This window comes from Enterococcus sp. DIV2379, assembly GCF_050542965.1.
In the GTDB taxonomy this organism is placed as follows: domain Bacteria; phylum Bacillota; class Bacilli; order Lactobacillales; family Enterococcaceae; genus Enterococcus_D; species Enterococcus_D entomosocium.
Genome location: NZ_CP172938.1, coordinates 528437 through 553334, shown reverse-complemented (window position 1 = coordinate 553334; position 24898 = coordinate 528437). Strand labels below are relative to the sequence as shown.

At 36.4% G+C, this 24898-nt stretch carries 26 protein-coding genes; 8 read left to right on the top strand and 18 right to left on the bottom strand.

Annotated elements, in window-relative coordinates:
* Nucleotides 1-341: 341 nt before the first annotated feature.
* The 9 genes from IGI92_RS02600 to IGI92_RS02560 form a co-directional block, all read right to left on the bottom strand.
* Entirely contained in the window at nt 342-848 is a 507-nt protein-coding gene (locus tag IGI92_RS02600) for a transporter (RefSeq protein WP_430607913.1), read from the bottom strand.
* Complete coding sequence (locus IGI92_RS02595; protein ID WP_430607911.1) at nt 845-1201, bottom strand: metalloprotease family protein; 357 nt, start codon at nt 1199-1201, stop codon at nt 845-847. Before IGI92_RS02595 ends, IGI92_RS02600 begins: the two co-directional genes overlap by 4 nt.
* 255 nt (nt 1202-1456) lie before the next feature.
* Complete coding sequence (locus IGI92_RS02590) at nt 1457-2809, bottom strand: hypothetical protein (RefSeq protein ID WP_430607908.1); 1353 nt, start codon at nt 2807-2809, stop codon at nt 1457-1459.
* A complete protein-coding gene (locus IGI92_RS02585; protein WP_430607906.1) occupies nt 2766-3479 on the bottom strand; it encodes an ATP-binding cassette domain-containing protein in 714 nt (237 codons plus the stop codon). The genes IGI92_RS02590 and IGI92_RS02585 overlap by 44 nt, the downstream gene beginning before the upstream one ends.
* Nucleotides 3480-4384: 905 nt before the next feature.
* Nucleotides 4385-5014 (bottom strand): DUF2812 domain-containing protein, encoded by a 630-nt coding sequence (locus tag IGI92_RS02580; RefSeq protein WP_430607903.1) that lies wholly within the window; start codon nt 5012-5014, stop codon nt 4385-4387.
* Nucleotides 5015-5025: 11 nt separating this feature from the next.
* Nucleotides 5026-5337: a PadR family transcriptional regulator gene (locus IGI92_RS02575; protein ID WP_010749139.1), complete on the bottom strand. Its 312-nt coding sequence runs from the start codon at nt 5335-5337 to the stop codon at nt 5026-5028.
* Nucleotides 5338-5767: 430 nt separating this feature from the next.
* Nucleotides 5768-6640, bottom strand: a complete 873-nt coding sequence (locus tag IGI92_RS02570; RefSeq protein WP_430607900.1) for an IS3 family transposase — start codon at nt 6638-6640, stop codon at nt 5768-5770.
* Nucleotides 6640-7335: a transposase gene (locus IGI92_RS02565; protein ID WP_430607897.1), complete on the bottom strand. Its 696-nt coding sequence runs from the start codon at nt 7333-7335 to the stop codon at nt 6640-6642. Before IGI92_RS02565 ends, IGI92_RS02570 begins: the two co-directional genes overlap by 1 nt.
* 97 nt (nt 7336-7432) lie before the next feature.
* Nucleotides 7433-10930: a MucBP domain-containing protein gene (locus tag IGI92_RS02560; RefSeq protein WP_430607895.1), complete on the bottom strand. Its 3498-nt coding sequence runs from the start codon at nt 10928-10930 to the stop codon at nt 7433-7435.
* Nucleotides 10931-11666: 736 nt separating this feature from the next.
* On the opposite strand from IGI92_RS02560, the gene IGI92_RS02555 reads away from it, so the two are divergent.
* The 3 genes from IGI92_RS02555 (at nt 11667) to IGI92_RS02545 (ending at nt 13267) form a co-directional block, all read left to right on the top strand.
* Complete coding sequence (locus tag IGI92_RS02555; RefSeq protein WP_429974861.1) at nt 11667-11915, top strand: PqqD family protein; 249 nt, start codon at nt 11667-11669, stop codon at nt 11913-11915.
* Between the two features lie 365 nt (nt 11916-12280).
* Nucleotides 12281-12703, top strand: coding sequence for an ABC transporter permease (locus tag IGI92_RS02550; RefSeq protein WP_429974862.1), 423 nt, complete (start codon nt 12281-12283; stop codon nt 12701-12703).
* Nucleotides 12704-13141: 438 nt separating this feature from the next.
* Nucleotides 13142-13267: a hypothetical protein gene (locus tag IGI92_RS02545; RefSeq protein WP_430607890.1), complete on the top strand. Its 126-nt coding sequence runs from the start codon at nt 13142-13144 to the stop codon at nt 13265-13267.
* A gap of 174 nt (nt 13268-13441) precedes the next feature.
* Here the strand turns inward: IGI92_RS02545 and IGI92_RS02540 are convergent, their stop codons facing one another.
* The 5 genes from IGI92_RS02540 to IGI92_RS02520 form a co-directional block, all read right to left on the bottom strand.
* Nucleotides 13442-14032, bottom strand: a complete 591-nt coding sequence (locus IGI92_RS02540; protein ID WP_429974863.1) for a class I SAM-dependent methyltransferase — start codon at nt 14030-14032, stop codon at nt 13442-13444.
* 158 nt (nt 14033-14190) lie between these two features.
* Nucleotides 14191-15096, bottom strand: coding sequence for an NAD(P)-dependent alcohol dehydrogenase (locus IGI92_RS02535; RefSeq protein ID WP_429974864.1), 906 nt, complete (start codon nt 15094-15096; stop codon nt 14191-14193).
* A 25-nt stretch (nt 15097-15121) separates the two neighbouring features.
* On the bottom strand, nt 15122-15826 hold the full coding sequence (locus tag IGI92_RS02530; RefSeq protein ID WP_430607887.1) for a DUF4386 domain-containing protein: 705 nt from the start codon (nt 15824-15826) through the stop codon (nt 15122-15124).
* 48 nt (nt 15827-15874) lie between these two features.
* Nucleotides 15875-16084, bottom strand: a complete 210-nt coding sequence (locus IGI92_RS02525; RefSeq protein ID WP_137663432.1) for a helix-turn-helix transcriptional regulator — start codon at nt 16082-16084, stop codon at nt 15875-15877.
* A 3-nt stretch (nt 16085-16087) separates the two neighbouring features.
* The gene (locus IGI92_RS02520) at nt 16088-16504 is read right to left on the bottom strand and encodes a hypothetical protein (RefSeq protein ID WP_429974866.1); all 417 of its coding nucleotides are present in this window, start codon (nt 16502-16504) and stop codon (nt 16088-16090) included.
* 687 nt (nt 16505-17191) lie between these two features.
* Between IGI92_RS02520 and IGI92_RS02515 the strand changes: the two genes are divergently transcribed.
* The 5 genes from IGI92_RS02515 to IGI92_RS02495 all read left to right on the top strand — a co-directional run bounded on the left by IGI92_RS02515 (nt 17192) and on the right by IGI92_RS02495 (nt 20353).
* Nucleotides 17192-17653, top strand: coding sequence for a hypothetical protein (locus tag IGI92_RS02515; protein WP_429974867.1), 462 nt, complete (start codon nt 17192-17194; stop codon nt 17651-17653).
* 12 nt (nt 17654-17665) lie between these two features.
* Entirely contained in the window at nt 17666-18058 is a 393-nt protein-coding gene (locus IGI92_RS02510) for a sigma-70 family RNA polymerase sigma factor (protein ID WP_429974868.1), read from the top strand.
* 73 nt (nt 18059-18131) lie between these two features.
* Nucleotides 18132-18344 (top strand): helix-turn-helix domain-containing protein, encoded by a 213-nt coding sequence (locus tag IGI92_RS02505; protein WP_430607882.1) that lies wholly within the window; start codon nt 18132-18134, stop codon nt 18342-18344.
* Between the two features lie 532 nt (nt 18345-18876).
* A complete protein-coding gene (locus tag IGI92_RS02500) occupies nt 18877-19083 on the top strand; it encodes a hypothetical protein (protein ID WP_429974870.1) in 207 nt (68 codons plus the stop codon).
* A 79-nt stretch (nt 19084-19162) separates the two neighbouring features.
* Nucleotides 19163-20353: a tyrosine-type recombinase/integrase gene (locus IGI92_RS02495; RefSeq protein WP_429974871.1), complete on the top strand. Its 1191-nt coding sequence runs from the start codon at nt 19163-19165 to the stop codon at nt 20351-20353.
* Nucleotides 20354-20450: 97 nt separating this feature from the next.
* Here IGI92_RS02495 and sufB read toward each other — a convergent pair whose 3' ends face one another.
* The 4 genes from sufB to sufD are packed head-to-tail and all read right to left on the bottom strand — an operon-like array spanning nt 20451 to nt 24889.
* Complete coding sequence (gene sufB, locus IGI92_RS02490; protein WP_005232103.1) at nt 20451-21842, bottom strand: Fe-S cluster assembly protein SufB; 1392 nt, start codon at nt 21840-21842, stop codon at nt 20451-20453.
* A 29-nt stretch (nt 21843-21871) separates the two neighbouring features.
* A complete protein-coding gene (gene sufU, locus IGI92_RS02485; RefSeq protein WP_430607880.1) occupies nt 21872-22366 on the bottom strand; it encodes a Fe-S cluster assembly sulfur transfer protein SufU in 495 nt (164 codons plus the stop codon).
* The gene (locus tag IGI92_RS02480) at nt 22344-23588 is read right to left on the bottom strand and encodes a cysteine desulfurase (RefSeq protein ID WP_430607877.1); all 1245 of its coding nucleotides are present in this window, start codon (nt 23586-23588) and stop codon (nt 22344-22346) included. Before IGI92_RS02480 ends, sufU begins: the two co-directional genes overlap by 23 nt.
* Nucleotides 23585-24889 (bottom strand): Fe-S cluster assembly protein SufD, encoded by a 1305-nt coding sequence (sufD, locus tag IGI92_RS02475; RefSeq protein WP_016619703.1) that lies wholly within the window; start codon nt 24887-24889, stop codon nt 23585-23587. The genes IGI92_RS02480 and sufD overlap by 4 nt, the downstream gene beginning before the upstream one ends.
* Between the last annotated feature and the right edge of the window lie 9 nt (nt 24890-24898).

Sequence of the window (24898 nt, the reverse complement as noted above, 5' to 3'; positions counted from 1 at the left end):
TAACTATTTTTTTCAAATAAAAAAAGCACTCAGAATTAATATTATCCCAAGCGCTCTATAAAGCATGATTATTTTACGAGTGATTTCAAAATCTTTTAAGTTTCTGACACCATTCAAGATTTGTACTAATACTCATAAATCTAAATTTTAATTGAACAGTGAATAATTTATGGGTTTGTGAATACAAAAATAGAGATATACATATAAATTATGATATCTAAAGTGAGTGTTCAGAAAATCGTCATTTTCTGAACACTCTTCTCGTACTATAAAACCTAGGAAAATCCCAAGGTTACTTATATTTATAGTTAAAAAGCTATTTAACCTTGCTAAATAGCTTTTTATTCTTCGACAAATTTTATGGAGTCATTTAATAGATCTATGAGTTGTTGTTTTTGTTTTTTTGTCAATCGTCTTTCAGGAGCATTATGTTCAGGAACAGTACCAATGTTATAACGTACTTCCTGAGCACTATTAATAAATACAGTAAAAGGTACCGTCAAATCGCCCTCCCCTGTATATTTTTCAAAAAAAGTTTCTACCTTCCTTTTGTATTCATTACTAAATTCGTTTGATTTTGTATCTACAGTAAAAGCTTTCACATGATTTTTCTCAAGTTGATTATCTAAAATAGGAAGTAATTCTCTACACCAGGGACAATTCTCAAACCCAAAGTAATAGACTCCAGGTTCATGTTCAACTAACGAGTTTACAATTTCAGTAGCATCAATATGTTTCATATTTTGTGTATTATCATTATATTTTGGAAGTGAAACACTTCTATATGCGTAAAACCCTGCTAATATAAGAACAACGAGTATCCCTACTAAATAAATAATTTTCTTCATCTTTTCCTCCGTACTATATTTATCAATGACATCAATATTATTTCCCCGTCGTTGGTTATAGGAAAAAAGTTAATTATATTTGTTAAAAATAAAATACCTAATCCTCTTAAATCGGGTATTTCAAACACTAAAAATAACCCAATACTAGTTGTTACTATGGGTGCTGAAATGGCTATCACCATATTTTGAAGATCGTTATAATTGTTTTCATATGTTATACAAAAACAAGTCCAAGAAATATGAGTTCTGATATTTTTTCTTTTAAAAAATAAGGCAAACAATAGATGGCTTATTTCATGGATAAATGAAACGACTAGGAAGCTTATGATTAGTTTAATAAGAATTAAAACCATCGTATCAACTTTTCTTTTTCATAATGGAAAAAATGATATATGTTAACAGATTGATTACCAACAGTCCAAAAATAACTTTATAGGTAAGAGTGAAGGTGGTGTTTAACTCACTATTTGAGAATACAGTACTTATTTTCAAACCTAATAGAGTGGTTACACTTGTTGTTTCATTTATTTGAAATAATGTCATAAACCCAGTGATTATGAATAGGATTGCCCAAATAGTTGTTCCCCAAATTATACTTTTCTTTAAAATCATCGTATGCAATTCTCCTGTCTTATGATTACTAATAAAATCAAACTAGATATTATTAAAGCCAAAAATACAAATGCTGTATTATTAATTATGGTAATTACAAGAACACTTAAAATAATAGAAGTCAGAGTAGAAAATGTTTCATTAATGCTACTTGTTTGCTTTGGAAAAATCAGTCCCATAGATAAAGAAATATTAAACAAGGTCATACTAAATAAAACCATAACAATGTTCTCAATATCCACTACACAAGTTAAAATAATAGGGATAGCAAGTACAATATTCGTTACTTGGATCAATGTAAACTCTCTCAGAATTGAAATATTGTATCTTATTAAAGTATGTCGAAACCTGTAGTTAGCACTTGAGTACAAGATCCCATTAAAAGGTACTAATAGGTAAATATATATATTATAGGTTACGGCAGAGATACTTTTTACAAGAATAAGATTTGCTAAACTAATTGATATAACTAACAAAAAAACCATTAAAAGCTTTTTAGATCTAAAAAAAGACAGTATAGCAAAATTTTTAGTTTTAACTAAGTTAGGCATCCGAAAAAAATTTCCTCGTATAAACGTTTCATTATCACTGCCAATATTAAGTAAAAACACTATATTAACTACCATAAGAAACAGCATAATGAATAGAAAATAAAGTAGAGCTTCATTGGTAATAATAATCGCTGATGAAACTACAAATGTATCAATCTTGAATCTTAAATAGAACATATAGAAAACCGAATATACTGAAAAAAAGATATTCAATGTATAGATTCGTATTTTGTAAGAGGGAATAACAAAGAAAATTATGCTAAATATTAATTGGCACGTCAAGAAACCAACTAAGAAAACAATATGAGTAATAATAAAAAAAAGAATTAAACTGATTAAAGAAATGCTTATCATCGTTAGTGAAGGTAACATTACAATTAGTAAAACTTCAAAAATGATTAAACCTATAAGTACCTTAAACACTTTTTGAGAAATGGTAATTTCTCTATTTGAGAAAGGCAATTTTTTTATAGTAAAAAGCGTTACAGGACTCAAATTAAATGTAGAGTTGACAATCAGAAATACAAGTATACTTAAAATTAAAATCGTATTGGTAAAACTACTGATTAGGTATGTAATTGTTTCAAAATCAGCAGAGCTTGTTCCATTACTCAAAATTGCTGCTTGTTTTACATTCATATAAAAGTAAAGTACGTATAGAATGATAAATCCAGTTGATAACAGAACTCTATTTGCTTTTGTTTTAAAAAAACCTTGATTTGTTAGACCTTTGAAAGTTTCTGTGATAAAAAAATTAACAATCTTGAAAATATTTTTTAATGGTTGTAAACTTATCATCGATAACTCCTGTTTTTAAAATATAATTCTCAATATCATTCATACTAGATACTAATTTGAGTTCACCAGAATCAAGTATTCTAATATCATCGCTATATCTATTCATAGCATCTAATGAATGTGTGACTAATACAATTTTTTGATCATTCTTCAGAAAATCTATCAAGTTGTTCGTTAGGAGCTGGGTTTCTAGGTCCAAACCACTAATCAGTTCATCCGCAAAAATATATTTTACGTTCAATGAAAAAGAAGTAATGATCTGTAGCTTTTTTTTCATTCCAAAGGAGTAGGATTCAATTAATTGATCTATGGAATCTTCAAAATCATATAAATCAATTAATAAATGAAACATGGAAATATCATAATTTTTGTAAACGGAAAAAGTAAAATCACAAAACTCTCTCCCAGTCATATAGTCTGGTAGATAGAAGTCTGAGGGAATATATGTTATTGCACGTTTATAATTGACAGAGTCGCTGCTAATATCATCTATAAAAATCTTTCCTTCTTCAACCTCAATCATTCTATTCACAGCATTTAAGAATGTAGTTTTTCCACTGCCATTTAACCCTACAATCAAAGTAACTCCATTATCTGTAAATGAGGTAGATAAATCTTTAAAAACGAATTTATCTCCATATTTTTTGGTAAGTCCATTAATCCTTAGCATTTCAAACCTTCTTCTTATGAAGAACTATCTAATGGTCTTTAGATAGTCCTCCAAGATTATTTATTTTTTCTTACAGCCTATTCCCATTTCCCACACTTTAGGCCAGTTAAATTTAACATTACCATTAAAACTATAGCCTTTACTAGTACAATAAACAGCATAACCGATAAATGAAGCAAGAACCAGCAACGCGAAAACGCACCAGAACCATTGGTTTTTTAAGATTTTCGAGTATTTCATATTTAAAAGTGAAAGATAAGAATTTAGGGCATACGAATTAATAATAGTCATGATTGATTTCATCTCCTAAGATAATTTAATACGGAATTATGAAATTAAGATTTTTTAATTTATTGACAATAATTCTTTTTCGAAGCTTAAAATAAAGCTTAACTATGAATTAAAATGGGCTATTTCCACTTCCAAATAGCCCATTTATCCAACCATAAATTGTTGAACACAGTTAATCACCTCCTGAGATAAGATTTAAGAATAATTGTTATAAATATCCAAATCATGTTACATAATTCACAATAAAGATTATATTCTATAAAGGCTCCCAGAATTTATACGGACTATTTTTCCGTCCAATAAGTTGAAATTAATGATTAAATTGTTAAATTATTCGAATGCAGATAAACATAGTCATTTTGGATAATAATAAATAGTAAAAAAAACTATTTATTATTACAAGACATATGTGCAAAAATCGTTCACTTTCTGAATAGTTTTTATACATTCCAACGTGCGTAGTTCTATTGTTCAGACTTTGATTATGCTCAGCTTACTTGACCATTACGAATAATCTGTATATTAAAACTAACAAATCGAACGTTAGAGTATACTCTGGTGTCCCACAACAAATAAAAGAAGCACCCTTGTTCAAAAGGCTACTTCCTTTATTTTTATTTTGCTTTAAATTTTGAGTCATCATTTATAAGCGAACGTAAGAGATAATAGACACCTAAAAATAGAAAGAAAAATAAAGGTAATACACGTAGTAAAACAAATGGAGTTTCAAAAATAAATGCTTTCCAAAACCACATACCCTTCATTTCCCATAAACCTTGGGTGAAATACCATGATTTAATGTTTAAAATATTATTTAAACTCCATGAATTACTGCTAGAAAAAATATAAAAATACAATAAAAATATAGATCCATATGTGTAACCATATTTCACATATCTTTTCTTTACACTTTCTTGAGAATCAGTATCAGAAAATATCTCTCTTGTTACATCTGGATGTTCTTGCTGAAAGTACTGAGCGCCACCGGAACGACTGCCCTTTATTAATTTCCAACCACTATCAGAAAACAGTGTTACGTAATCTTCGTAATTTGTTTTCCTCATACTTTTTTCTCTAAAATCAATGCGTACATACGGAATGAACATTTCTTTACTAGCCATTTTTTCAAAAGTATACATAGGCACCAGAGAATTAACAGAAACTAACCTATATCCCTCTTCCTGTATAGAATTGATCCATTCTTCTTCTTTTTTCAAGGATAAGAAAATTCTAAATTTTTTCATGTTGTCCCCTCCTAATATCCAAATTCAGAAGATAGTTTAATCAGGCTTCTTAGACGTTCTATTTCTAGTTTTAAAACTTCTTCTCCTATATCAGTAATTTTGTAAACTCTTCTTCTTTTTTCCCTACTTGGAATTTCTTCTATCCAATTAAGCTTAAGCAAATTTTCAATCGCTCCATACATAGTTCCTGCTGCTACCTTAACTGCCCCTTCACTTAACTTATCAATTTCTTGAATAATAGCATATCCATGAGCGGGTGTAGTTAAAACTAAAAGAATATAAAAAGTTGTTTCAGTTAAAGGTAAATATGGATTTCTAGTCATATAAAGATACTCCTTATTTTACTATAGTTAAGTTATATACAGTTAAACTATATATAGCTTAACTGTATACAAAAAGAATGTCAAGCATAAGAAAAAGGTTTATTATTTTACTCTCTGTTGTCCCTTATTTTTATATCTAACTGATCCTAACTAACTGAGCTACTGAACGAGCCATAAAACGGGAGAACAAAAAAGGATCAAAAACTTTTAAGTTTCTGACACCTTCAAGATTTGTACTAATACTCATAAATCTAAATTTTAATTGAACAGTGAATAATTTATGAGTTTGTGAACACAAAAATAGAGATATACATATAAATTTTGATATCTAAAGAGAGTGTCCAGAAATTAATGAAGTGCTCCCCGTCAAGTAGACAGCTAAAAAACAAAAGTAAAACTATTCAGGAATCGAGTTGATTGATTCCTGTTTTTATACCGCTAGCTTCCTAAACTCGTTTGGTGCTAGTTCGTTCAATACTTTCGAATAGCGATAGTTATTGTAATAGCACATATAACTACGCACAGATTTCTTTAACTCCTCAAAGTTCTGATAGCGCTCTTGATAGAACTTCTCTTCTTTAAATGTGCCCCAAAAATGTTCGATCGGTTGATTATCCAGGCAGCGACCGACTCGGGACATGCTTTTGATGAACTTATATTTTGCTTCAAGTGACTTATAGTCATAAGAGGTGTATTGAAACCCGCGATCACTATGAATAAGCGGTCTTGCGCTAGGGTTCTTACACATGGCTTTTTTAACAGTATCCATGACAAGTGAATTACTATTGGAATGACCGAGCGCCCAAGAAACGATCGAACGATCATAAAGATCGATGATGGCACTCAAATAAGCCTTTCGACCATTACCGTATTCCAATTCAGTAATATCCGTACACCATTTTTGATTGGGCTTCTCAGCGGTAAATTTCCGGTTTAATACATTTTCAGCAACGTGTGCTTCCGTTGCTTTTATATAGGTCGGACGCTTTTTCTTGATCACTGCTTTGATTCCCAGTACTTTCATTAACCGGTAATAACGCTTCCGAGAATAGTGCTTCTTAAGTTTTATATTGAGCTGCATTCGAATTTGTCGATAACCGATCGCGCCTTTTTTACTGTCGTATTTCTTTTTTATCTCTTTGGCTAGTTTTCTGTTTTCAAGTTCCTTTTTAGAAGGATGCCACTTTAACCATTTATAGTAAGAAGAGCGTGCAATCCCAGCTAATTGACAGAGAGGAGTGATTGAATAGTGTTTTTCTTCATGCAGTTCTGAAATCGCTTGGTAGAGTTCAACGTTTCTCACTAACGTGAGGGTCGATTTCGTCGTTGAATCTCTTGTAACTTTTTTGCGAAGTCATTCTCCATTTCTAAATGCCTGTTTCGTGCTTCTAGTTCTTTTATTCTTAATTTTAGCCGTTCCTCTTCGGTTAAGAACTCACTTGATCTGTTTCGTCCACGGTTGTCTTTTAGTGCTTCTTCTCCGTGTCGTTGGTATTTTTTTACCCAAGAATACACTTGTTGGTATGAAACATCATATTTTTCAATCGCTTGCGCGTAATTCAGCTCGTTAGCGATTGTATATTGAACAATCTCAATGCGTTCTTGATAGGTCGTTTTACGTCCGTTTATCATGGTTTTGGGTACACTGCCTTTACTCGTAGATTTTAGCATTTCCCCATTAGTATAGCTTGAAATCCATTTTCTTAAAATAGTAGTCGAAGAAAGTTGAAACACTGCTGTTGCCTGCCGAAGAGATAGCTCTTCATTTATGACTGCTAGAACAGCGTTCCGTTTTAGATCACTCGTGTACCGTTTCCACGTTGTAGATTTTTTCAGTCCCTCGATTCCGTCATCATTATATTTACGAATCCAATCTTTTATTGTCGCCCAGGAAAGGGAATGCTTCTTGGCGATACTGTTCAAGCTATGGCGTCCATCCATCACTTCTGAAATGACTTGATATTTTTCTTCTGGAGAATAAAGGCTTTTCTTAGACATGCAAAAACTCCCTATAAAGTAGATTTGGAATTTTTGTTTTTTCTCTGTCTACTTTATAGGGAGCATATCATAAATTTCTGAACACTCTTTCTTATTCTTATCGATTACTTCTTTTACGTTTTTTAAATGCTACAAATACTAAAGTGACTAATAAAACTCCGACACTACTTAAAATCAGTTGTCCTTTAATCTGTTCTCCAGTTTTTGGCAAATAATTATTTGAATTGCCATTGTTCTTAGGATTATGCGATTTAGTACTGTATACGTACACGACTTCTTGTGCTTCTTCAGAGAAGGTTCCCGAAGCATTATCTGGCGTTTCTACTACATACCAGCCTGCGATCTCTTTCGCTTCACTTGTATAAGGTAACCCGACTTTCCCACTTAATACGGTTGGATCTGACAACTGATTCCCTTCGGAATCTTGGTACCTCACCGTAACAGCTGCCGCATCGCTGCGTTCATACACGTACACCACTTCTTGCACTTCCCCACTGAATGTACCACTGGCATTGCTTGGTGTTTCTACCACATACCAGCCTGCGATCTCTTTCGCTGTACTTTCATATGGCAGTCCAACTTTCCCGCTTAATACTGTTGGGTCTGACAACTGATTCCCTTCGGAATCTTGGTACTTCACCGTGACTGGTGCTGCATCACTTCGTTCATACACGTACACCACTTCTTGCGCTTCTTCACTGAGTGTGCCTGAAGCATTATCTGGGGTTTCTACCACGTACCAACCAGGGATCTCTTTGGCTTCGCTTGTGTATGGTAACCCGACTTTCCCGCTTAATACTGTTGGGTCTGACAACTGATTCCCTTCGGAATCTTGATATTTCACCGTGACTGGTGCTGCATCACTACGTTCATACACGTACACCACTTCTTGCACTTCCCCACTGAATGTACCACTGGCATTGCTTGGTGTTTCTACCACATACCAGCCTGCGATCTCTTTCGCTGTACTTTCATATGGCAGTCCAACTTTCCCGCTTAATACTGTTGGGTCTGACAACTGATTCCCTTCGGAATCTTGATACTTCACCGTGACTGGTGCTGCATCGCTGCGTTCATATACGTACACGACTTCTTGCGCTGTATCACTGAAGGTGCCTGAAGCATTATCTGGCGTTTCTGATACATACCAACCAGGGATCTCTTTGGCTTCGCTTGTATATGGCAACCCTACTTTTCCGCTTAATACGGTTGGGCCTGCCAACTGATTCCCTTCGGAATCTTGATACTTCACTGTGACTGGTGCTGCATCGCTGCGTTCATATACGTACACGACTTCTTGCGCTGTATCACTGAAGGTGCCTGAAGCATTATCTGGCGTTTCTGATACATACCAACCAGGGATCTCTTTGGCTTCGCTTGTATATGGCAACCCTACTTTTCCGCTTAATACGGTTGGGTCTGCCAATTGATTCCCTTCGGAATCTTGATACTTCACTGTGACTGGTGCTGCATCACTTCGTTCATATACGTACACGACTTCTTGCGCTGTATCACTGAAGGTGCCTGAAGCATTATCTGGCGTTTCTGATACATACCAACCAGGGATCTCTTTGGCTTCGCTTGTGTATGGTAACCCGACTTTTCCGCTTAATACTGTTGGGTCTGCCAATTGATTCCCTTCGGAATCTTGATACTTCACTGTGACTGGTGCTGCATCGCTGCGTTCATATACGTACACGACTTCTTGCGCTGTATCACTGAAGGTGCCTGAAGCATTATCTGGCGTTTCTGATACATACCAACCAGGGATCTCTTTGGCTTCGCTTGTATATGGCAACCCTACTTTTCCGCTTAATACGGTTGGGTCTGCCAATTGATTCCCTTCGGAATCTTGATACTTCACTGTGACTGGTGCTGCATCGCTGCGTTCATATACGTACACGACTTCTTGCGCTGTATCACTGAAGGTGCCTGAAGCATTATCTGGCGTTTCTGATACATACCAACCAGGGATCTCTTTGGCTTCGCTTGTATATGGCAACCCTACTTTTCCGCTTAATACAGTTGGGTCTGCCAACTGATTCCCTTCGGAATCTTGATACTTCACTGTGACTGGTGCTGCATCGCTACGTTCATATACATACACCACTTCTTGGGCTGTATCGCTGAAGGTTCCCGTCGGATTACCTTGAACTTCTTTTATGGTATACCCGTCTATTTCTAACTTATACTCTGGCGTTGTTGCATCAAAAGATTCACCAATATTACCGCTAATTTTTTGAGAAGGCTTCAATTCATTCCCTTCAGTATCAATATAACTCACCGTAACGTCTGCAGCAGCTTCTTGATGATTGATCGAAAATTGATGCAAATAGGTTCCTGAAGAAATGGCGTAAAAACTATACCCATCTGGTTGTGCATAGGATCCGGCAGGATTATTCAATCGTGCGTTATACTCCATTGTTTCGATACTTTCAAATTCACTTTGAGTAACCCCAGATACAGTAATCCCATCTTCTGTAATACTTAATCTTGAGGAGGATACCTGTACACCATTCAAATCAAAGTACGTCTGACTAGTACTACTAGATGTTGTAAAAGGAGGCTGATATCCATCAAAGTTTGTTAAACGATTAGGCATAATGGAAAACGGAACAAAAAATGATTGATTATCGGGGTCATAATTTAACTCTTTTGCAGATAGTGAAGTAATCGCATCATTTCTTCCCGTGTTTTGACCATAAGCAGCTAAGCTTGATAATTTCGGAAAATCATTTATAACGGTAAAATCTGTCACACCACATGTCTGAATTCTTAGCTCTGTTAGATTTGGTAATGCAACCAGAGGTGCAATAGTCGTAATATTCATATTGGACTCGAAACTAAGCGATTCTAGTCCTTTCATATTAACGATTTTAGAAAATACAGCATCGGTTACGTTTGCGGAACTAAGATTTAATCTAGTTAAATTGGCACCAAAGTTTGGTACATTGTTATCCGTCACATTAGCACCCATCAAATATACATAAACTAAGTTATTTAACGAAGTGAGAACGGAAAAGTCAGTAATTTGATTTTGGCCGCTCATATAAAATGATGATAGATTTGTTGCATATTCCAGGCCTGTCAAATCAGCAATAGCGGAATCTGCAGCGTAGATATAAAGAGTCTGAAGTTTGCTCATCTGTTCCTTTGTGATTTCGGATACATCTATACCTAAAGATTTAGCTACCACGGATTGTAATGTTGGATCTGGAAGCCAAGTTGCAAGCTCTTCTTGATCATTATTTACTGCGACCTCAGATGGATCTGTGGCACTTTGACTTGTCGTCTCATTTTCAACTTGGCTATTTCCCTGATCTTCACTATAAGACTCTGTGTTGTCCGAAGAGCTTTCCATAGTTGTTTCTTCCGTAGATTCATTATTATTTTCTGCCAAAGTATCGGAAGTTTCACTTGGCGTTGTTGAAGAATCCAACATTGTACTCGAATTATTCATATTTTCAGATTCTTCGCTCGTTGTTTGCGCTACATTTTCTTGTTGCTCATCTGCTCGAACATTCACAATTGGAGCAAAAAAAGAAGGTACTATTAAACTTGCCAAAGATATGTAGGAAAAAATTTTCTTTTTCATCTGCCATCTCCTTCTCGTTTTTTTTAACCACCGATTTTTATTAATTTGCATATCTGATTCATTATAACGATATTTCAATTTATAGTAAATGTTTTTTAATAATATAACTTTTAAACTAAATCATTTTACAATAATTCTTACCTTTGTTAAACCCCCTTTAGTTAATAGTAAACGATAGAATAAGTTGAAAAAATTCCCATGTAAAAGAGCTTCACTTAACAAATCATAATATTGGTGATCAAGCAGATCATCCAAGTGCATGTCTTTTTTATTACTCATGTCAAATAATCTTTTTATTTCTCTTTTGTAAAGTATTCTTTTGGTCAATGACGGTGTCATACAAAGATCGATTAATTTCAATTTGTTTTCTGCGAAACTGTCTGCCCACGCATTGGTCTCATGAGTCCGATCGTTGTTATCTGGTGTGCATGTGAAATAATGTTGTTCTTCAGATAGCACATTATCACTGCCAGCATAAAAGCTACAAAGAAGCTGTAAAGAAGTATTCCCAGAAAGTGCACTAATTTAAGCTAGTTGAGTTGGGAATTATAGATGCAGATACACTAATTTCTGAATTATCAATGCCTTCTGCTCTACATACTAGAGTTGAAGCTTTTGAGAGATTAGTAGCTGTTGAACGCTGGCTTCGTGTAGCTTTAAAAAAATAGAAAAAACGAAAGAAATTTAATGCTTGTTAACTTGTAGTTATTTTCTAAAAAAAGGAGGAATAAGATTGATGGGAAAAGTAAAAAGAGAGCTAAAAATTATTAGTAAAGATGATGGAGCAGTCGTTTTGGATAAAAGTAGAGGAATTTATTTTCAACTAAATGCTTCTGGAGTTGCTATGTTAAAAGGTTTGAGTAAAGGATTGACTGTAGAAGAATTAGCACTACAATTGGAAACCTCTTTTTCTCTAGATAAAGCTCAAGCAAAAGCAGATGCTGCTGAGTTTATGACTCTTTTAAAGGAGATGAAACTTGCATAATGAATATCCAACTTTTCCAGAACAAATAGATCCAGTACCTTTTAGTGCAAGATTTCTGGCTCGCTTGAGTTTAATACTGTCTGCACCGCTTTATCCTTTTCCATTGGCTTACTTTTTAGAAATATGATTGTTCCATTGATATTTCTAGTCCCCAAAATCTACAACCTTGGGAATTATCTAGCAGAAAGATGGTCTTGGGGAGAATATCTACCTGTTGCAGCAGGCAATTTTATTGTTGCTACACCAGGTAAATCTTATCCTCATGATCCTGTGAAAGGTATATTGATACTGCTTTTATGGATACTTTTTACTGTGCTAATAGTACTTTTTTCGTTTAATCGTAGCGACGTGGGAGGAAAATATTAATGATAAAAAATATTCTTCAAAGTGAAATAATCAAATTCTGCTCTTATAATTGGTGTTTGTTCGGGACGATTGGAACTATTTTAATAGCTCCTTTAATATTATTTTTTTCTGGAACTGAAAATGATCAATCTTTGGTAAACAATGAAATATTATTTATTAGTTTACGTAATTTATTTTTAAGCCAAGCGGGACTGGTTATAATAGCTGCTAGTTTCTTCGGTCAAGAATATTCAAATTCATATTTACGTAAAACCTTATTGACAATACCTGCTCGAATAAAACTCATTACTGCTAAGATATTTCTTCTAACAGCTATAGTATGGATTATTGGTTTATTTTCCAGTTTAGTTTGCTTAGGAGTTGCTATTATTCAATATAGCAGCTCTTTTACTCTCTCTTTAATTTTTAGAATTTTTGATTAAAGTTACTATTGCAATGTTAAGTTGGACGCTAATAACTTGGATTACAGTATTTTTGACCATCATTACCAAATCACAAATTTTACCGATTGCAATAATGTTCTCTCTTATTCTTGGATTAAGTCAAATGTTATTCGCAATGACTGCATTGCAAAATACCTACCTGATTTAGCAACCATGAATCTTTTTTTTACACCTCATACATCTACTTTATTAAATGGTTCTCAAGGTTTATTAGTTCAAGTTATCTGGTCCTTATTTCTTGGTCTGATTTCATTTGGATTGATTCAATATCGTGATGTTCGATGATTAGTTCATTGTTGTCTCACCTCTTCACTTTCCTTAAAGTACTACTATATAAAAACTATCAAAAATTAATTAATATTTTTTTGTTGTTATTAGATAGCATTAAAACCTCTTATTAATAAAGAGGTGATTATTTTGAATTTATTAGAAGAAAAAAGAACGCTGATGAAGCTTATAGTTGAATTAATCCATGGCCAGGCCTTAGCAATAAGTCACCGTCTGGCAATATCAATTTCTTTGATTGGAATGACGAGGGTATAAGTGATCATAGAGGAATTGTTGAAAAATTTGAACATAACACTGCCCACACTATTGAAAGCAATTTAGGAGATAAGGTTGTCAAACGAACTTATGAAAAGGACAGCTCTTATATTATAGGATATAGGACACCTTAACAAAAGATAGTTACAGCAGTTCATTAGTAACTTCCAACATCTATAATAAACTTGTCTTTCGAGCAATAAGAAAGGTCGAATTTTTTGAATTAGGTAGTGGAAAACACTCTGCTACATTCCAAAGCTTACTAAATTGCTGCCGGTACTCTTTATCAGTCCAAACATGAAAACCTAATGCTCTCATTGGAATTTTCACGAGTTTACCATTTGTTGTAAACGTTGGTGCAATCAAAATACCGTCAGGCTTTAAAACACGCTGAATATTCCGAAAAACAAGTTGGGTATCATCAACTAAGTGAATACCGTTTACAACAATGACGACATCAAAGGTGTTTTCTTGATAGGTTAGATCCGTCATATCTTGAATGCTAAAAGTCAGATTTTTAGCATTCGATTTTTGTTTGGCTTTTTCAATCATTACTTCCGAAAAATCACTTGCTTCAACATGCGCGCAATAAGGAGCAATTCGTGCAGCAATCATTCCCGTGCCTGTTGCTAATTCTAAAACGGAATCGTTCACTTGTATATTCTCTTTCATCAAATCAATAAGCGTATCATATTCAGCAGCATTACGACCCTGATTTTCATTATAGGTTCGAGCTATTCTATTCCAAAATTTAATTTTATTCATCGAATACATCTACTCCTTTATCACTAGTGTTAATTTGCAAAACAAATTTATAGGATGAAAAATTAGGCGGCACCTGCACTTTACAGTAGCAACTTGTAAAGTTAACAGACACAGCATAAGTAGCTTATTAAAAATAATATGTGAACTTCTCTTTTTATTTATGGGATTTGAATAACAACATTTCCTCGTTTGCGACCTGATTCTGTTCGAACATAAGCTTCTTTCATTTGCTCTAATGGATAGATGTGGTCAATAACTGCTTTAAGTTTTTGCTCCTGAGCCATTTGCAATAGCACAGTTAAATCCGCCACTGAGCCTCTTACTATTCCTTTTGAAATTGAAAAATATTTACCAGAAAGGCCTAAAGATTTTTTTGAACCATTCCCAACTACACCAACCGCATCGAAAACCACATCATATTCTTCAGCCTGTAATAATTCTTTGAAATTACTAGCGGTGTAATCAAGTACTCGATCGGCACCCAAGCTGGCTACTAAATGAAGATTTTTTTTACTGCAAACAGCAGTGACTTTAGCGCCAAAAATTTTAGCAATTTGAACCATCGAACTCCCAACCGCCCCAGAAGCTCCATAAACTAATAAATGTTGCCCCTTAATTATTTTGACTTTACGAATATAATGTAATGCCGCAAATCCCCCAAAAGCAAAAGTGGTGGCTTCTTCATAAGAAATCACATCAGGAATTTGAATAACAGCTCTCGTTGAAGGAAGTGCTATATATTGTGCGTGACCACCAAAACGCATGCCGGTTGAAGCGACTACACGATCGCCCACTTTAAAATTCATTACTTTTGCTCCAACTGCTTCAATATCTCCTGCGAAATCCGTTCCTAAAATCGGATTTCTTGGCCTTTTAAATCCGAACATCAGTCGAATTGGCAGTTTTCCATTACGAATCACACAATCTCCTGAAGCCACTGTAGTCGCGCGAATTCTTATTAAAATTTCATCCTCTTTAATCGTTGGTTTAGGCACTTCTTGAATTTGAAGTACTTCTGGTGAGCCATATCTCGTACAAATAACAGCTTTCATTTGATTAGGCATCTGTTCCCTCCTCATATTTAAATGATTAAATCTGTTCAATTCCTTTTATAATTAGTCGAATCGCAAAAGCAATTTCTCCAATTGATGAGCCAATCAAAAGAACAGCCGTAATTGCGCTAATAATTTTATTATCCAAAACAAAAATCTTTCGAAAGGTGTCGAAAAAATAACCAAAGCTAGCTAGGTAAAGTAAATAACCAAACAAGCTAGGCATTACTCCCGAAACAACGACTAAATAGCCTAACGCCAATAAACTCAACCCAAGAAAAATTTGGGAAAGATAAACCCCATATGCATGCCCTTGCTTTAACACATCTAACCAGTCACGAATTCTATCGTCTCCTAATTTTTCAATTAACGGAGCGTTAGTCATTAAATATAAACTAATCAATGGCAGGAATAAATTCACCCCTTGGATCGTTGCCATGCCTAATCTAGAAAAACTAACAATTGCTGGTAATGGTGAAGGAAAGTGTCGAAATAACTGAAATAGACAAGCAGCAATGACTATTTCAGTTAGAAAAATGAAACTATCACCTAGAATGCCATACCGAATCCAAAAAGTCATACCTTTGGCGGTTGGCAAAGATTGCGTTATAGCCATTTCAAAAATAGTTGAACCCGGTGTTGAAAAGACTAATAGAATAACGATTAAAACCAAAAATAAAATTCCAGTAATCTTCGGCAAATTGCTGAAAAAGTTTGGCTTAACCAACATTTCTAAATTCATAAAAGAACCCCTCCTTCGTTGATAGAGTGATCAAGAATATTCATTGCTTTATTCTAAATAAAATAGTTCTTCAACAGGTACTTCAAAAAATCGAGCGAATTTAAGTGCTAATTCAATACTGGGAAGAAATTTCCCATTTTCTATCGCGTTGATTGACTGTCTTGAAACACCGACCTGATCTGCAAGTTCTTGTTGTGTCAGCTTTTTCACTTCAGTACGATACTTTTTCAATTGAATAATTACTTTTTCTGTTTTCATAGATTACCCCGCATAATAGTAAGCTTTCGTCAGATTAATGGTTGCAATAAGTACAATGAAGCCTATTCTTAAAATCAAAATAATTTGCTCCTGAGCTGCTGTTAAAGCAAAGGCTGCCATTATTGCTATAAAAAATATAGATAACGCATAAGAAAAATTTCGAAGAATATTTTTATTAATTAGTTTTTCCCATTCGCCAATAACTTGGTTTTCCTTAGGCGTAAAGAATGAGATCAAAATATCTAAAATGATGGAACTAATCACAAGCGTACCAAGCATGATCAAAAATGTATAACCTATTATAGTTATTTCTGAATCTGGACAGTTACTAGAAATAGCTGCATCATACACCATTCCGACAAACCAACTAAGAAAAAATATTTTGATGATCTCTATTGTTACATACACTTTTTTTGTCATAATCGAACCTCTTCCGTGTCAAGTTTTGTTTACATTTATAACATAACAGTTAAAACCAACAGTGTCAAGTTCTGTTGACATCCAATTCATTTTACCGTGAACTATCCCATAGTGTTGTTTAACAAAAAAATCTGTAAATATCTCACTAAGAACCTTCGTGTAAACAACGCTTGACATATCTTTTTTTTAAAGGTATGATATCCATGACAACAACGCTTGACATAAGTATGACTGTGAATAGTAGTGCAAGAATAACATAACCAATTTTCTCATTTTAGACTTGTTCATATATTAAGGTATTATTCATTTTCTTAAAGGCGTCAGTTTTTAATTCTTTACCATCCTAGTTCTGACTTCTCTACCCATTTTTGCAGCTAAAAAAGTGATCTCAAATTTTAAAGTTTACGATTTATATACATGTTATACAAACCAAGGAAGCTATACTACTTTTGATTTTCTAATATGATGAGCATACCAATCTCAATCATGATGATATTTTTCTTTATGTTTTTGACTAACCTATTCCTTAAGAATAAGATATCAAAAAACAGTATGCTAGACTCTTTAAAAAACGTCAAATAACTGTATAGTATAGGAAAAAGTTCTGGTTTTGAATCAATAAATTCTTTCTTATTTTTAGTTTCAAAATGATTAGTCCCTCCTATTTAATTTATAGGAGGGATTTTTATGTTAGATAGACAAGAAGAGAAAAAGATCATTTATAAACTGATGAGGGATTTGATTGCTGAACGTAGAGAATTAAGCAAACAATATTATGATTTAAAAGAACGCTTGGACTCCTTAAATACTTTACCAAATGTGCCAAACATCAAGAAAGAACCAACAACTACTTCATCTTTGATAGAAAAAGAACAAATTCAAGAACGTGATGCCTTCCATCAAAAATATAAAAGCGCCCATTACCTTCCTTTTGATCGTGTTTCCAAAAATATTTTGTCGATTCTTAAGCAGAGTCCTGTTCCTCTCAGTAATAAACAAATTTTAGAAAAATTAAATACTGAATATGAACTTCATGTCACTTACCAAAACCTGTCCGCTAATATTCTACCGAAAATGCTAAAGGAACGATCTTTGCCGATTGAAAAGTCTTGTCGCGGTTACTGGCAATATCATTTGCCAAAACTATAGGAGGGTTGGGATATGAAAACTGAGTCAGAGATTACTTACATCTTTATTCGTTATGTCACAGTTACCCTCAAACGACAAGCAAATGCTTTTTATAAAAGAGAAGGACGTATTTTTTCAAATGAATCACAATTATTGATTGAATCAAAAGATACAACTGAACAGTTGCTGTTACAACAAACTAATCTTTCCATGCCAGATATTCTTTTAGAGAAAAAACTTTTAAATAAACATTTATATTTAAGTTTATTTCAATTAACAGATAAAGAGTTGTTTATTTTGAAAGAAAAGCACTTAAAGAAGCAATCAGATGCTGAAATTGGACGAAAACTTCATTGCAGTAGTCAAGCAATCTCTAAAAAAAAGCGAGCTATTTATTCCAAATTAAAAAATGTACTTTCTTCTTAATAAGTTATCAACAAATACGAGCACCTCCATCTCAAATTTATCTTTTATAAAGTAAAATTTAAGGTGGGATAATATGGGGCTTAAAAATCTTGTTCCTTTAATTCGGAAGGCTCAAAGTGGTGATCAGAATGCAATGCTTGAGCTATTACTAGAATTTGAACCATCTATTATTAAATACTCACGTCGCTACACTAATCAAATAAATGAGGACTGTTATCAAGAGTTAGTCGTTCAATTTATTATTGCTGTCCAATCATTTGATTTAAGTAAATATACTGGCGATTAAAAAAAGGCAACCAGCAATTATTCTTGAAATTTTGGTTTCAGAATGATTATTGGTTGCTATTTATTTAGTGAAGGCATAAAAGCCAAGTGTTCCTTGAAAACTAAATAGCTATTTTTGAATCACGTTCCCTGTCATTCGAGCTAAGTGCAAATACGCCACGATCTGATTTAGCGATAGATATTTAACACTAAACTTGACTTAGGTAGTCAAGTCGCCATGACAATGACAGAAAATAATGATACTTCCGTAAGGCTCGCCGTAAACTGGGGAGAGGTGAAATTCCTATGTGCTTTACCTAAAGCGATTCAAAAATCGACAAGATTTAATAGTGGTCAAACTTTCTTAATTGTTTTCTTAAGTGAGATTTTGACAAACTAACCTCCTCTAGAAAAAGAAACGTGAAAACGCTATAATTGGGTTATAGTATTTGATTCTAGCTCGTACTCTTTTATAACTATTTTTAGATTGGAGGTCAAAAAATCAATAATATGTAAATTTATCCATTAAATTATATAAAGGTGGAATGCCGAGTATGACCATTCCAAAAGATTCTTCACCGATCCTAGGCAGATATGTTAATCAAAAGACATTGATGAAAGAGCTGCACATAGGATTTGATACATTAAAGAAACTCCATCTCAACGGATTAGAGGCTATTGTAATTGGTAGACAACATCTGTATGATCTTGAGGAGTTAACAACTGTTTTAAATCAAATAAAAGTTGATTCCAAGCAATAGAAATTCTAGATAGTTATCAAAATCTTACTAAAAACAAACATATCCTAATCTAATTAATGAATTAGGAAGGAAGTCTTATATGTCTGTTTCTTTTAAGAAATACACCAAGCAAAATCAAAAATTTTGGAAATTCCAATGTTATCTTGGTACCAACGAATTTGGAGAAGAAATTCGTACAACTAGAAGTGGCTTCCAAACAAAAAAAGAAGCCCAACAAGTATACCGACAACTACAACTCGATTTTGATAAGAACACGCTAAAAATGAGTGGGAACATCACCTTTGAAGAACTCTATAAAGAGTTTATCGAACAGTACCGATTAAAAGTAAAACCTTCTACTATCATGATTACTAGACGAGCAATTGAAGATCACGCACTTGAGTATTTTGGCAACAAAAAGCTGAATGATATCACTGTCCGCTATTGTACTCAGGTGAATAGACGCTGGATACGAGATGGCTACAAACAGGCTTACTACTTTCGTCGAGCAGTTGCTCAAATCTTGCAATATGGTGTTCAACAAGAGCTTATTAATGAAAATCCTATGCGAAAAACCGAACCTATCAAACGACAAGAGATTGATGAAAATTTAGTAGCGACGGAAACCATGTCAGTCTATACTCCAAAAGAGTTGGCGATGTTTTTAGATTGCTGCAAAAAACATGGAAACAAGAAAATTGAAACTTATTTTCGAGTCCTATCCTATACAGGTGCTAGAAAATCAGAAATACTTGCTCTTGAATGGAATGACATTGACTTTGAAAATAGTAAGTTAACCATTTCAAAAACACTCGCAGAGGTTGAATTCGATCCGAAGTCTAAAAAAACACAAGTAGCCAGCCAAAGTGCAAAAACAAACGCTGGTAAACGAACCATTTCTATTGATTTAGAAACAATGAATCTATTAAAAGCATGGCGGAAACGACAACAACTGGAATTTAATATTCTTGGAATCAGAACATCTGCAAAACATCAATTAATATTCCCAAGTATAGAGAATGGCTTCTGTCGTCCTAGTCAGCCAAATGATTGGTATGATGTCATTGCTACGAAATATGGTCTAAAACGGATTACTCTTCATGAGTTTAGAAAGACACACGTTTCCCTTTGCGCAATGGCGAATATGAATTTAGAAGACATTATGTATCGTGTCGGTCATAAAGATTCTAAAATGACCCGTCAAGTTTATAACTACTTCTACCCTGAACGGGAAGAACGCAGTGCAGATCAATTCGCTCAATTCATCGAAAAGGAAAAATATCTCTTTTAATCTTTTTTGTAGTTAGTTTTGTAGTTAGTAGACTTTTCGAAAAAACAAAAACGCCAGAAACGCTTATATATCAACGTTTCTAGCGATAAAAATCGAATTACCCCACACTGCCTTCCATCTCATAACTAATCAACCGGTTCAATTCGACTGCGTATTCCATCGGTAATTCTTTGGTGAATGGTTCGACGAATCCCATGACGATCATTTCGGTTGCTTCGCTTTCGGAGAGGCCGCGGCTCATTAGGTAGTACAGTTGTTCTTCTGAGATTTTGGAGACTTTGGCTTCGTGTTCTAGGGACACTTGGCTGTTGTGGATCTCATTGAATGGGATGGTATCAGATTTCGATAGGTCATCCATGATGATGGTGTCACACTCGATATGGGAGATAGAGCCTGCGCTCTTCTTGCCGAAGGTGACTTGTCCACGGTAGTTTACTGCACCGCCATCTTTAGAAATTGATTTTGAGACGATGGAGCTGGAGGTGTTTGGTGCATTGTGAATCATTTTTGCACCAGTATCTTGGATTTGGTTGGCACCTGCAAAGGCAATGGAAAGCATCGTGCCTCGTGCGCCTTTGCCATCAAGATACACACTTGGGTATTTCATCGTTGTTTTGGCACCTAGGTTGCCATCGATCCATTCAACGGTAGCACCTTCTAAGGCTTTGGCCCGTTTGGTTACTAGGTTGTAGACGTTGTCTGACCAGTTTTGAATGGTGGTGTAGCGGCAGTAAGCGTCTTTTAGGGTAAAAATTTCAACGATGGCTGCGTGCAAACTATTGCTTGAATAGGTTGGGGCGGTACAGCCTTCGACGTAATGAACGCTGGCGCCTTCGTCAACGATGATCAATGTTCGTTCGAACTGACCGGTATTTTCGGCATTGATCCGGAAATAGGTTTGCAATGGCACATCGACACGAACGCCTTTTGGTACATAGATAAAGGTACCACCTGACCAAACGGCTGAGTTTAAAGCAGCAAGCTTGTTATCGGTTGGTGGGACTAATTTTGAAAAGTATTGTTTGAACAGCTCAGGGTATTCCTTCAAGGCTGAATCGGTATCGGTAAAGACGATGCCAAGTTTTTCAAACTCTTCTTTCATGTTGTGGTAAACGACTTCTGATTCGTATTGGGCAGAAGCGCCAGCCAGGTATGCCCGCTCGGCTTCTGGAATACCAATGCGCTCAAAGGTCTCTTTGATTTTTTCTGGTACGTCATCCCAATCACGGGCAGGACGATCACTTGGTTTTTGGTAATATTTGATGGCATCAAAATCGATGTCAGACAGATCCGGGCCCCAGTTTTGCATGGGCATCTTGTTGAAGGCTTCAAGAGACTTCAAGCGGAACTCAAGCATCCATTCTGGCTCTTGCTTGACCCGTGAGATTTCACGGACGATGTCTTCGGTCAATCCTTCGCCGGTACTAAAAACAGGCTGCACGTCATCGTGGAAGCCAAATTTATATTCTTCTAATTCGGGTACACCCATGGTTCTCACTCCTTTTGTAGTGCGGTTGTCTATTCGCTGGTTTCTTCAGTGTCAGATTCATTGGCGTGGCTGTGACTGACAGATGCTTGTGTACTGTCGGCAACAATGGCTTTTTCTAATGCTTTCCAAGCTAAGGTCGCACACTTGATGCGTGCAGGAAACTTCGCCACACCCCCAAGCATGGAAGCATCGCCTAAGCGATCGCTTTGGGGAATGTCGTTTCCTTGGACGAGTTCAGAAAACAAGCCTGATAGTTCACCAGCTTCTGCTAGTGTCTTACCGATAATCGCATCCCCCATCATGGATGCACTGGCGGTACTGATGGAACAGCCTTCGCCAGTAAACGCGATGTCTTTGATGGTGTCTCCTTCGACAGCGAGCTCCAAGTGGATCACGTCGCCACAGGTAGGGTTATTCAATTCGACTTTGTACGTTGAATCATCCAAGGTGCCCCGATGATGTGGGTGGCTGGAATGATCCAGAATGACTTGTCGATACAAATTATCTAATTTCGTTAGTGCCATGTTTGAAAAACTCCTTCGTCAGCTTGATGGCGTCAACCAGTCGATCGGCGTCCTCTCTTGTATTATACAGGTAAAAGCTGGCCCGTGCAGTCGCTGGGACTTGCAAATAGGTCAAGAGGGGTTGGGCACAATGATGACCTGCCCGTACCGCGATACCTTCCATGTCTAAAGCAGTAGAAACATCATGAGGATGGATGCCTGCTAGATTAAAGGCGATCACTCCCGTGCGTTTTGCTGCTTCTTGGGGGCCATAGATGGTCAAGCCTTCAATGGCTTGCAGTTTTGGCAAAACGTAAGCAGCTAAGTCTGCTTCATGGGCGTGGATGTTTTCTAAGCCGATTTCTGTTAAGTAATCCACCGCTGCACCTAAACCGATCGCACCGGCAATATTTGGTGTGCCCGCTTCAAATTTCCACGGCAGTTCTTTCCACGTGCTTTCTTGCAGATGGACAAAATCGATCATTTCACCGCCAAATTCGACGGGCTCCATCTGATCCAGCCATTGCCGCTTGCCGTATAAGACACCGATACCAGTTGGTCCGCACATTTTATGGCCAGAAAAGGCGTAGAAATCACAATCCAGTGCTTGGACATCAACTGCCATATGTGGAACAGCCTGAGCACCATCCACCACCATGACGGCTTGGTGCTGATGCGCCAATTTGGTTAGCTCCGCAATCGGATTGATCACGCCTAAAACATTGGAAACGTGCGCGATCGAAACGATGGCGGTTTTGTCTGTGATCTGTTTCTTGGCATCTTCCATGTCCAAGGTGCCTTCTGGTGTCAACTGGATATATTTCAAGGTAGCTTTTTTCCGAGCAGCTAATTGCTGCCAAGGGATGATATTGGAGTGATGTTCCATATAAGAAATCACGATTTCATCGCCTTTATTGACAAAACGGTCGCCGTAGCTGCGGGAGACCCAATTTAAACCAGTGGTCGTCCCTCGAGTAAACAGCACTTCCGCCGTCTCACTCGCATGGATAAAACGGCGAACCTTTTCTCGTGCGCCTTCATAGGAATGGGTCGCCCGTTCTGCGAGGGTATGAACCCCACGATGAACGTTGGCATTGTCTTGATGGTAATAATCGGTGATTGCCTGCAGCACCGCCTCTGGTTTTTGCGTAGTGGCGGCATTGTCGAGGTAGATCAATGGTTCGTCATTTACGAGCTGATCCAAGATGGGAAACGCTTGTTTCACTTTTTGGGCATCGATCATGCGAGCAACTTCCCTTCGATAACGGCAACCAATTCTTGTTGCACTTCTTTGACTGGGATCGCGGTCAAGACGGATCCTAAGAAACCACGAATCACCAAACGTTCCGCTTCTTCTTTGCGCAACCCACGACTCATCAAGTAGTACATTTCTTCTGGATCGACCCGTCCCACACTGGCTGCGTGTCCGGCTGTTACTTCGTGCTCATCGATCAAAAGGATTGGGTTAGCATCGCCACGAGCCTGGTCAGAAAGCATTAAGACTCGGCTTTCTTGTTGCGCGTCCGCCCCTTTGGCTCCTTTTAAAATGTGTCCGATACCGTTAAAGGTTAAGACGCCGCGTTCTCTGATAACGCCGTGTTGCAGGATATGACCAATGGAATGCGGTGCTTTGTTGGTTACGCGGGTATCGATCCCTTGTGTTTGGCGTCCAGCACTGATTGCGACCGCTTTGACTTCCGAATGCGCGCCTTCGCCTACAAGATCAGAATCAAAGTCTGCCACGACGTCGCCGTCATTCATGACTCCGATCGCCCAATCTACCATCGCATCTCGTAATACGTAGCCGCGACGATTCATATACGTAGTAATGTTGACACCTAACTGATCAATCGCAGAGAATTTGACCTTCGCGCCTGCTTTGGCAATTACTTCCACTACGATATTGCCTGACAGTTTTTTCGCTTGGTCGCCTTTGGTTTGGAAACGTTCCAAATAGCTGAACTCACTGTGCTCATCAGCAACGATCAAAATGTGTTTGAAGAAATGCGCTTGGCTATTGCCATTGTGGTAGAAAATCGCTTCAAGGGGTTCTTCGATCACCACGTTTTTTGGTACATACAAGAACATGCCGCTATTCATAAACGCCGCATGTGCTGCGGTCATTTTGTCTTCATCCATTGGCACTGCTTTGGTCATGTAGTATTGATTGACCAACTCTGGTACTTCTTTCATTGCTGTAAACAAGTCGGTAAAGATCACGCCTTTGTCGATCAACTCTTGCGGTAATTGCTCAAAGATGGTGGTGTCATCGAACTGAACGAGGGTCGGATGGTTATCCATCGCGTCAAAGGCGGGAACTGCGCCTGCCACTTCTTCTTCTGACAAAGCGTACTCACCAGCAAGTGCTTGTTCGTCGATATTGAACAATGGCCAACGCTCGTAACGCACCCGCTCGATTTTTGGAAACGCAAGTTCATCCACTTTCGCAAGGGCTGCTTGGCGTAATTCCAACATCCATTCAGGCTCTTCTTTTAACGCTGAAAAAACGTTGACTTGTTCAAGATAATCCTGTAATTTTGCCATTTACCTTGC

What these genes read in the sequence shown, in the direction of transcription:
- IGI92_RS02600 (WP_430607913.1), bottom strand. Translation starts at nt 848, where the DNA reads ATGAAGAAAATTATTTATTTAGTAGGGATACTCGTTGTTCTTATATTA.
- IGI92_RS02595 (WP_430607911.1), bottom strand. Translation starts at nt 1,201, where the DNA reads ATGGTTTTAATTCTTATTAAACTAATCATAAGCTTCCTAGTCGTTTCA.
- IGI92_RS02590 (WP_430607908.1), bottom strand. Translation starts at nt 2,809, where the DNA reads ATGATAAGTTTACAACCATTAAAAAATATTTTCAAGATTGTTAATTTT.
- IGI92_RS02585 (WP_430607906.1), bottom strand. Translation starts at nt 3,479, where the DNA reads ATGCTAAGGATTAATGGACTTACCAAAAAATATGGAGATAAATTCGTT.
- IGI92_RS02580 (WP_430607903.1), bottom strand. Translation starts at nt 5,014, where the DNA reads ATGAAAAAATTTAGAATTTTCTTATCCTTGAAAAAAGAAGAAGAATGG.
- IGI92_RS02575 (WP_010749139.1), bottom strand. Translation starts at nt 5,337, where the DNA reads ATGACTAGAAATCCATATTTACCTTTAACTGAAACAACTTTTTATATT.
- IGI92_RS02565 (WP_430607897.1), bottom strand. Translation starts at nt 7,335, where the DNA reads ATGTCTAAGAAAAGCCTTTATTCTCCAGAAGAAAAATATCAAGTCATT.
- IGI92_RS02560 (WP_430607895.1), bottom strand. Translation starts at nt 10,930, where the DNA reads ATGAAAAAGAAAATTTTTTCCTACATATCTTTGGCAAGTTTAATAGTA.
- IGI92_RS02555 (WP_429974861.1), top strand. Translation starts at nt 11,667, where the DNA reads ATGGGAAAAGTAAAAAGAGAGCTAAAAATTATTAGTAAAGATGATGGA.
- IGI92_RS02550 (WP_429974862.1), top strand. Translation starts at nt 12,281, where the DNA reads ATGATAAAAAATATTCTTCAAAGTGAAATAATCAAATTCTGCTCTTAT.
- IGI92_RS02540 (WP_429974863.1), bottom strand. Translation starts at nt 14,032, where the DNA reads ATGAATAAAATTAAATTTTGGAATAGAATAGCTCGAACCTATAATGAA.
- IGI92_RS02535 (WP_429974864.1), bottom strand. Translation starts at nt 15,096, where the DNA reads ATGCCTAATCAAATGAAAGCTGTTATTTGTACGAGATATGGCTCACCA.
- IGI92_RS02530 (WP_430607887.1), bottom strand. Translation starts at nt 15,826, where the DNA reads ATGAATTTAGAAATGTTGGTTAAGCCAAACTTTTTCAGCAATTTGCCG.
- IGI92_RS02525 (WP_137663432.1), bottom strand. Translation starts at nt 16,084, where the DNA reads ATGAAAACAGAAAAAGTAATTATTCAATTGAAAAAGTATCGTACTGAA.
- IGI92_RS02520 (WP_429974866.1), bottom strand. Translation starts at nt 16,504, where the DNA reads ATGACAAAAAAAGTGTATGTAACAATAGAGATCATCAAAATATTTTTT.
- IGI92_RS02515 (WP_429974867.1), top strand. Translation starts at nt 17,192, where the DNA reads ATGTTAGATAGACAAGAAGAGAAAAAGATCATTTATAAACTGATGAGG.
- IGI92_RS02510 (WP_429974868.1), top strand. Translation starts at nt 17,666, where the DNA reads ATGAAAACTGAGTCAGAGATTACTTACATCTTTATTCGTTATGTCACA.
- IGI92_RS02505 (WP_430607882.1), top strand. Translation starts at nt 18,132, where the DNA reads ATGGGGCTTAAAAATCTTGTTCCTTTAATTCGGAAGGCTCAAAGTGGT.
- IGI92_RS02500 (WP_429974870.1), top strand. Translation starts at nt 18,877, where the DNA reads ATGACCATTCCAAAAGATTCTTCACCGATCCTAGGCAGATATGTTAAT.
- IGI92_RS02495 (WP_429974871.1), top strand. Translation starts at nt 19,163, where the DNA reads ATGTCTGTTTCTTTTAAGAAATACACCAAGCAAAATCAAAAATTTTGG.
- sufB (WP_005232103.1), bottom strand. Translation starts at nt 21,842, where the DNA reads ATGGGTGTACCCGAATTAGAAGAATATAAATTTGGCTTCCACGATGAC.
- sufU (WP_430607880.1), bottom strand. Translation starts at nt 22,366, where the DNA reads ATGGCACTAACGAAATTAGATAATTTGTATCGACAAGTCATTCTGGAT.
- IGI92_RS02480 (WP_430607877.1), bottom strand. Translation starts at nt 23,588, where the DNA reads ATGATCGATGCCCAAAAAGTGAAACAAGCGTTTCCCATCTTGGATCAG.
- sufD (WP_016619703.1), bottom strand. Translation starts at nt 24,889, where the DNA reads ATGGCAAAATTACAGGATTATCTTGAACAAGTCAACGTTTTTTCAGCG.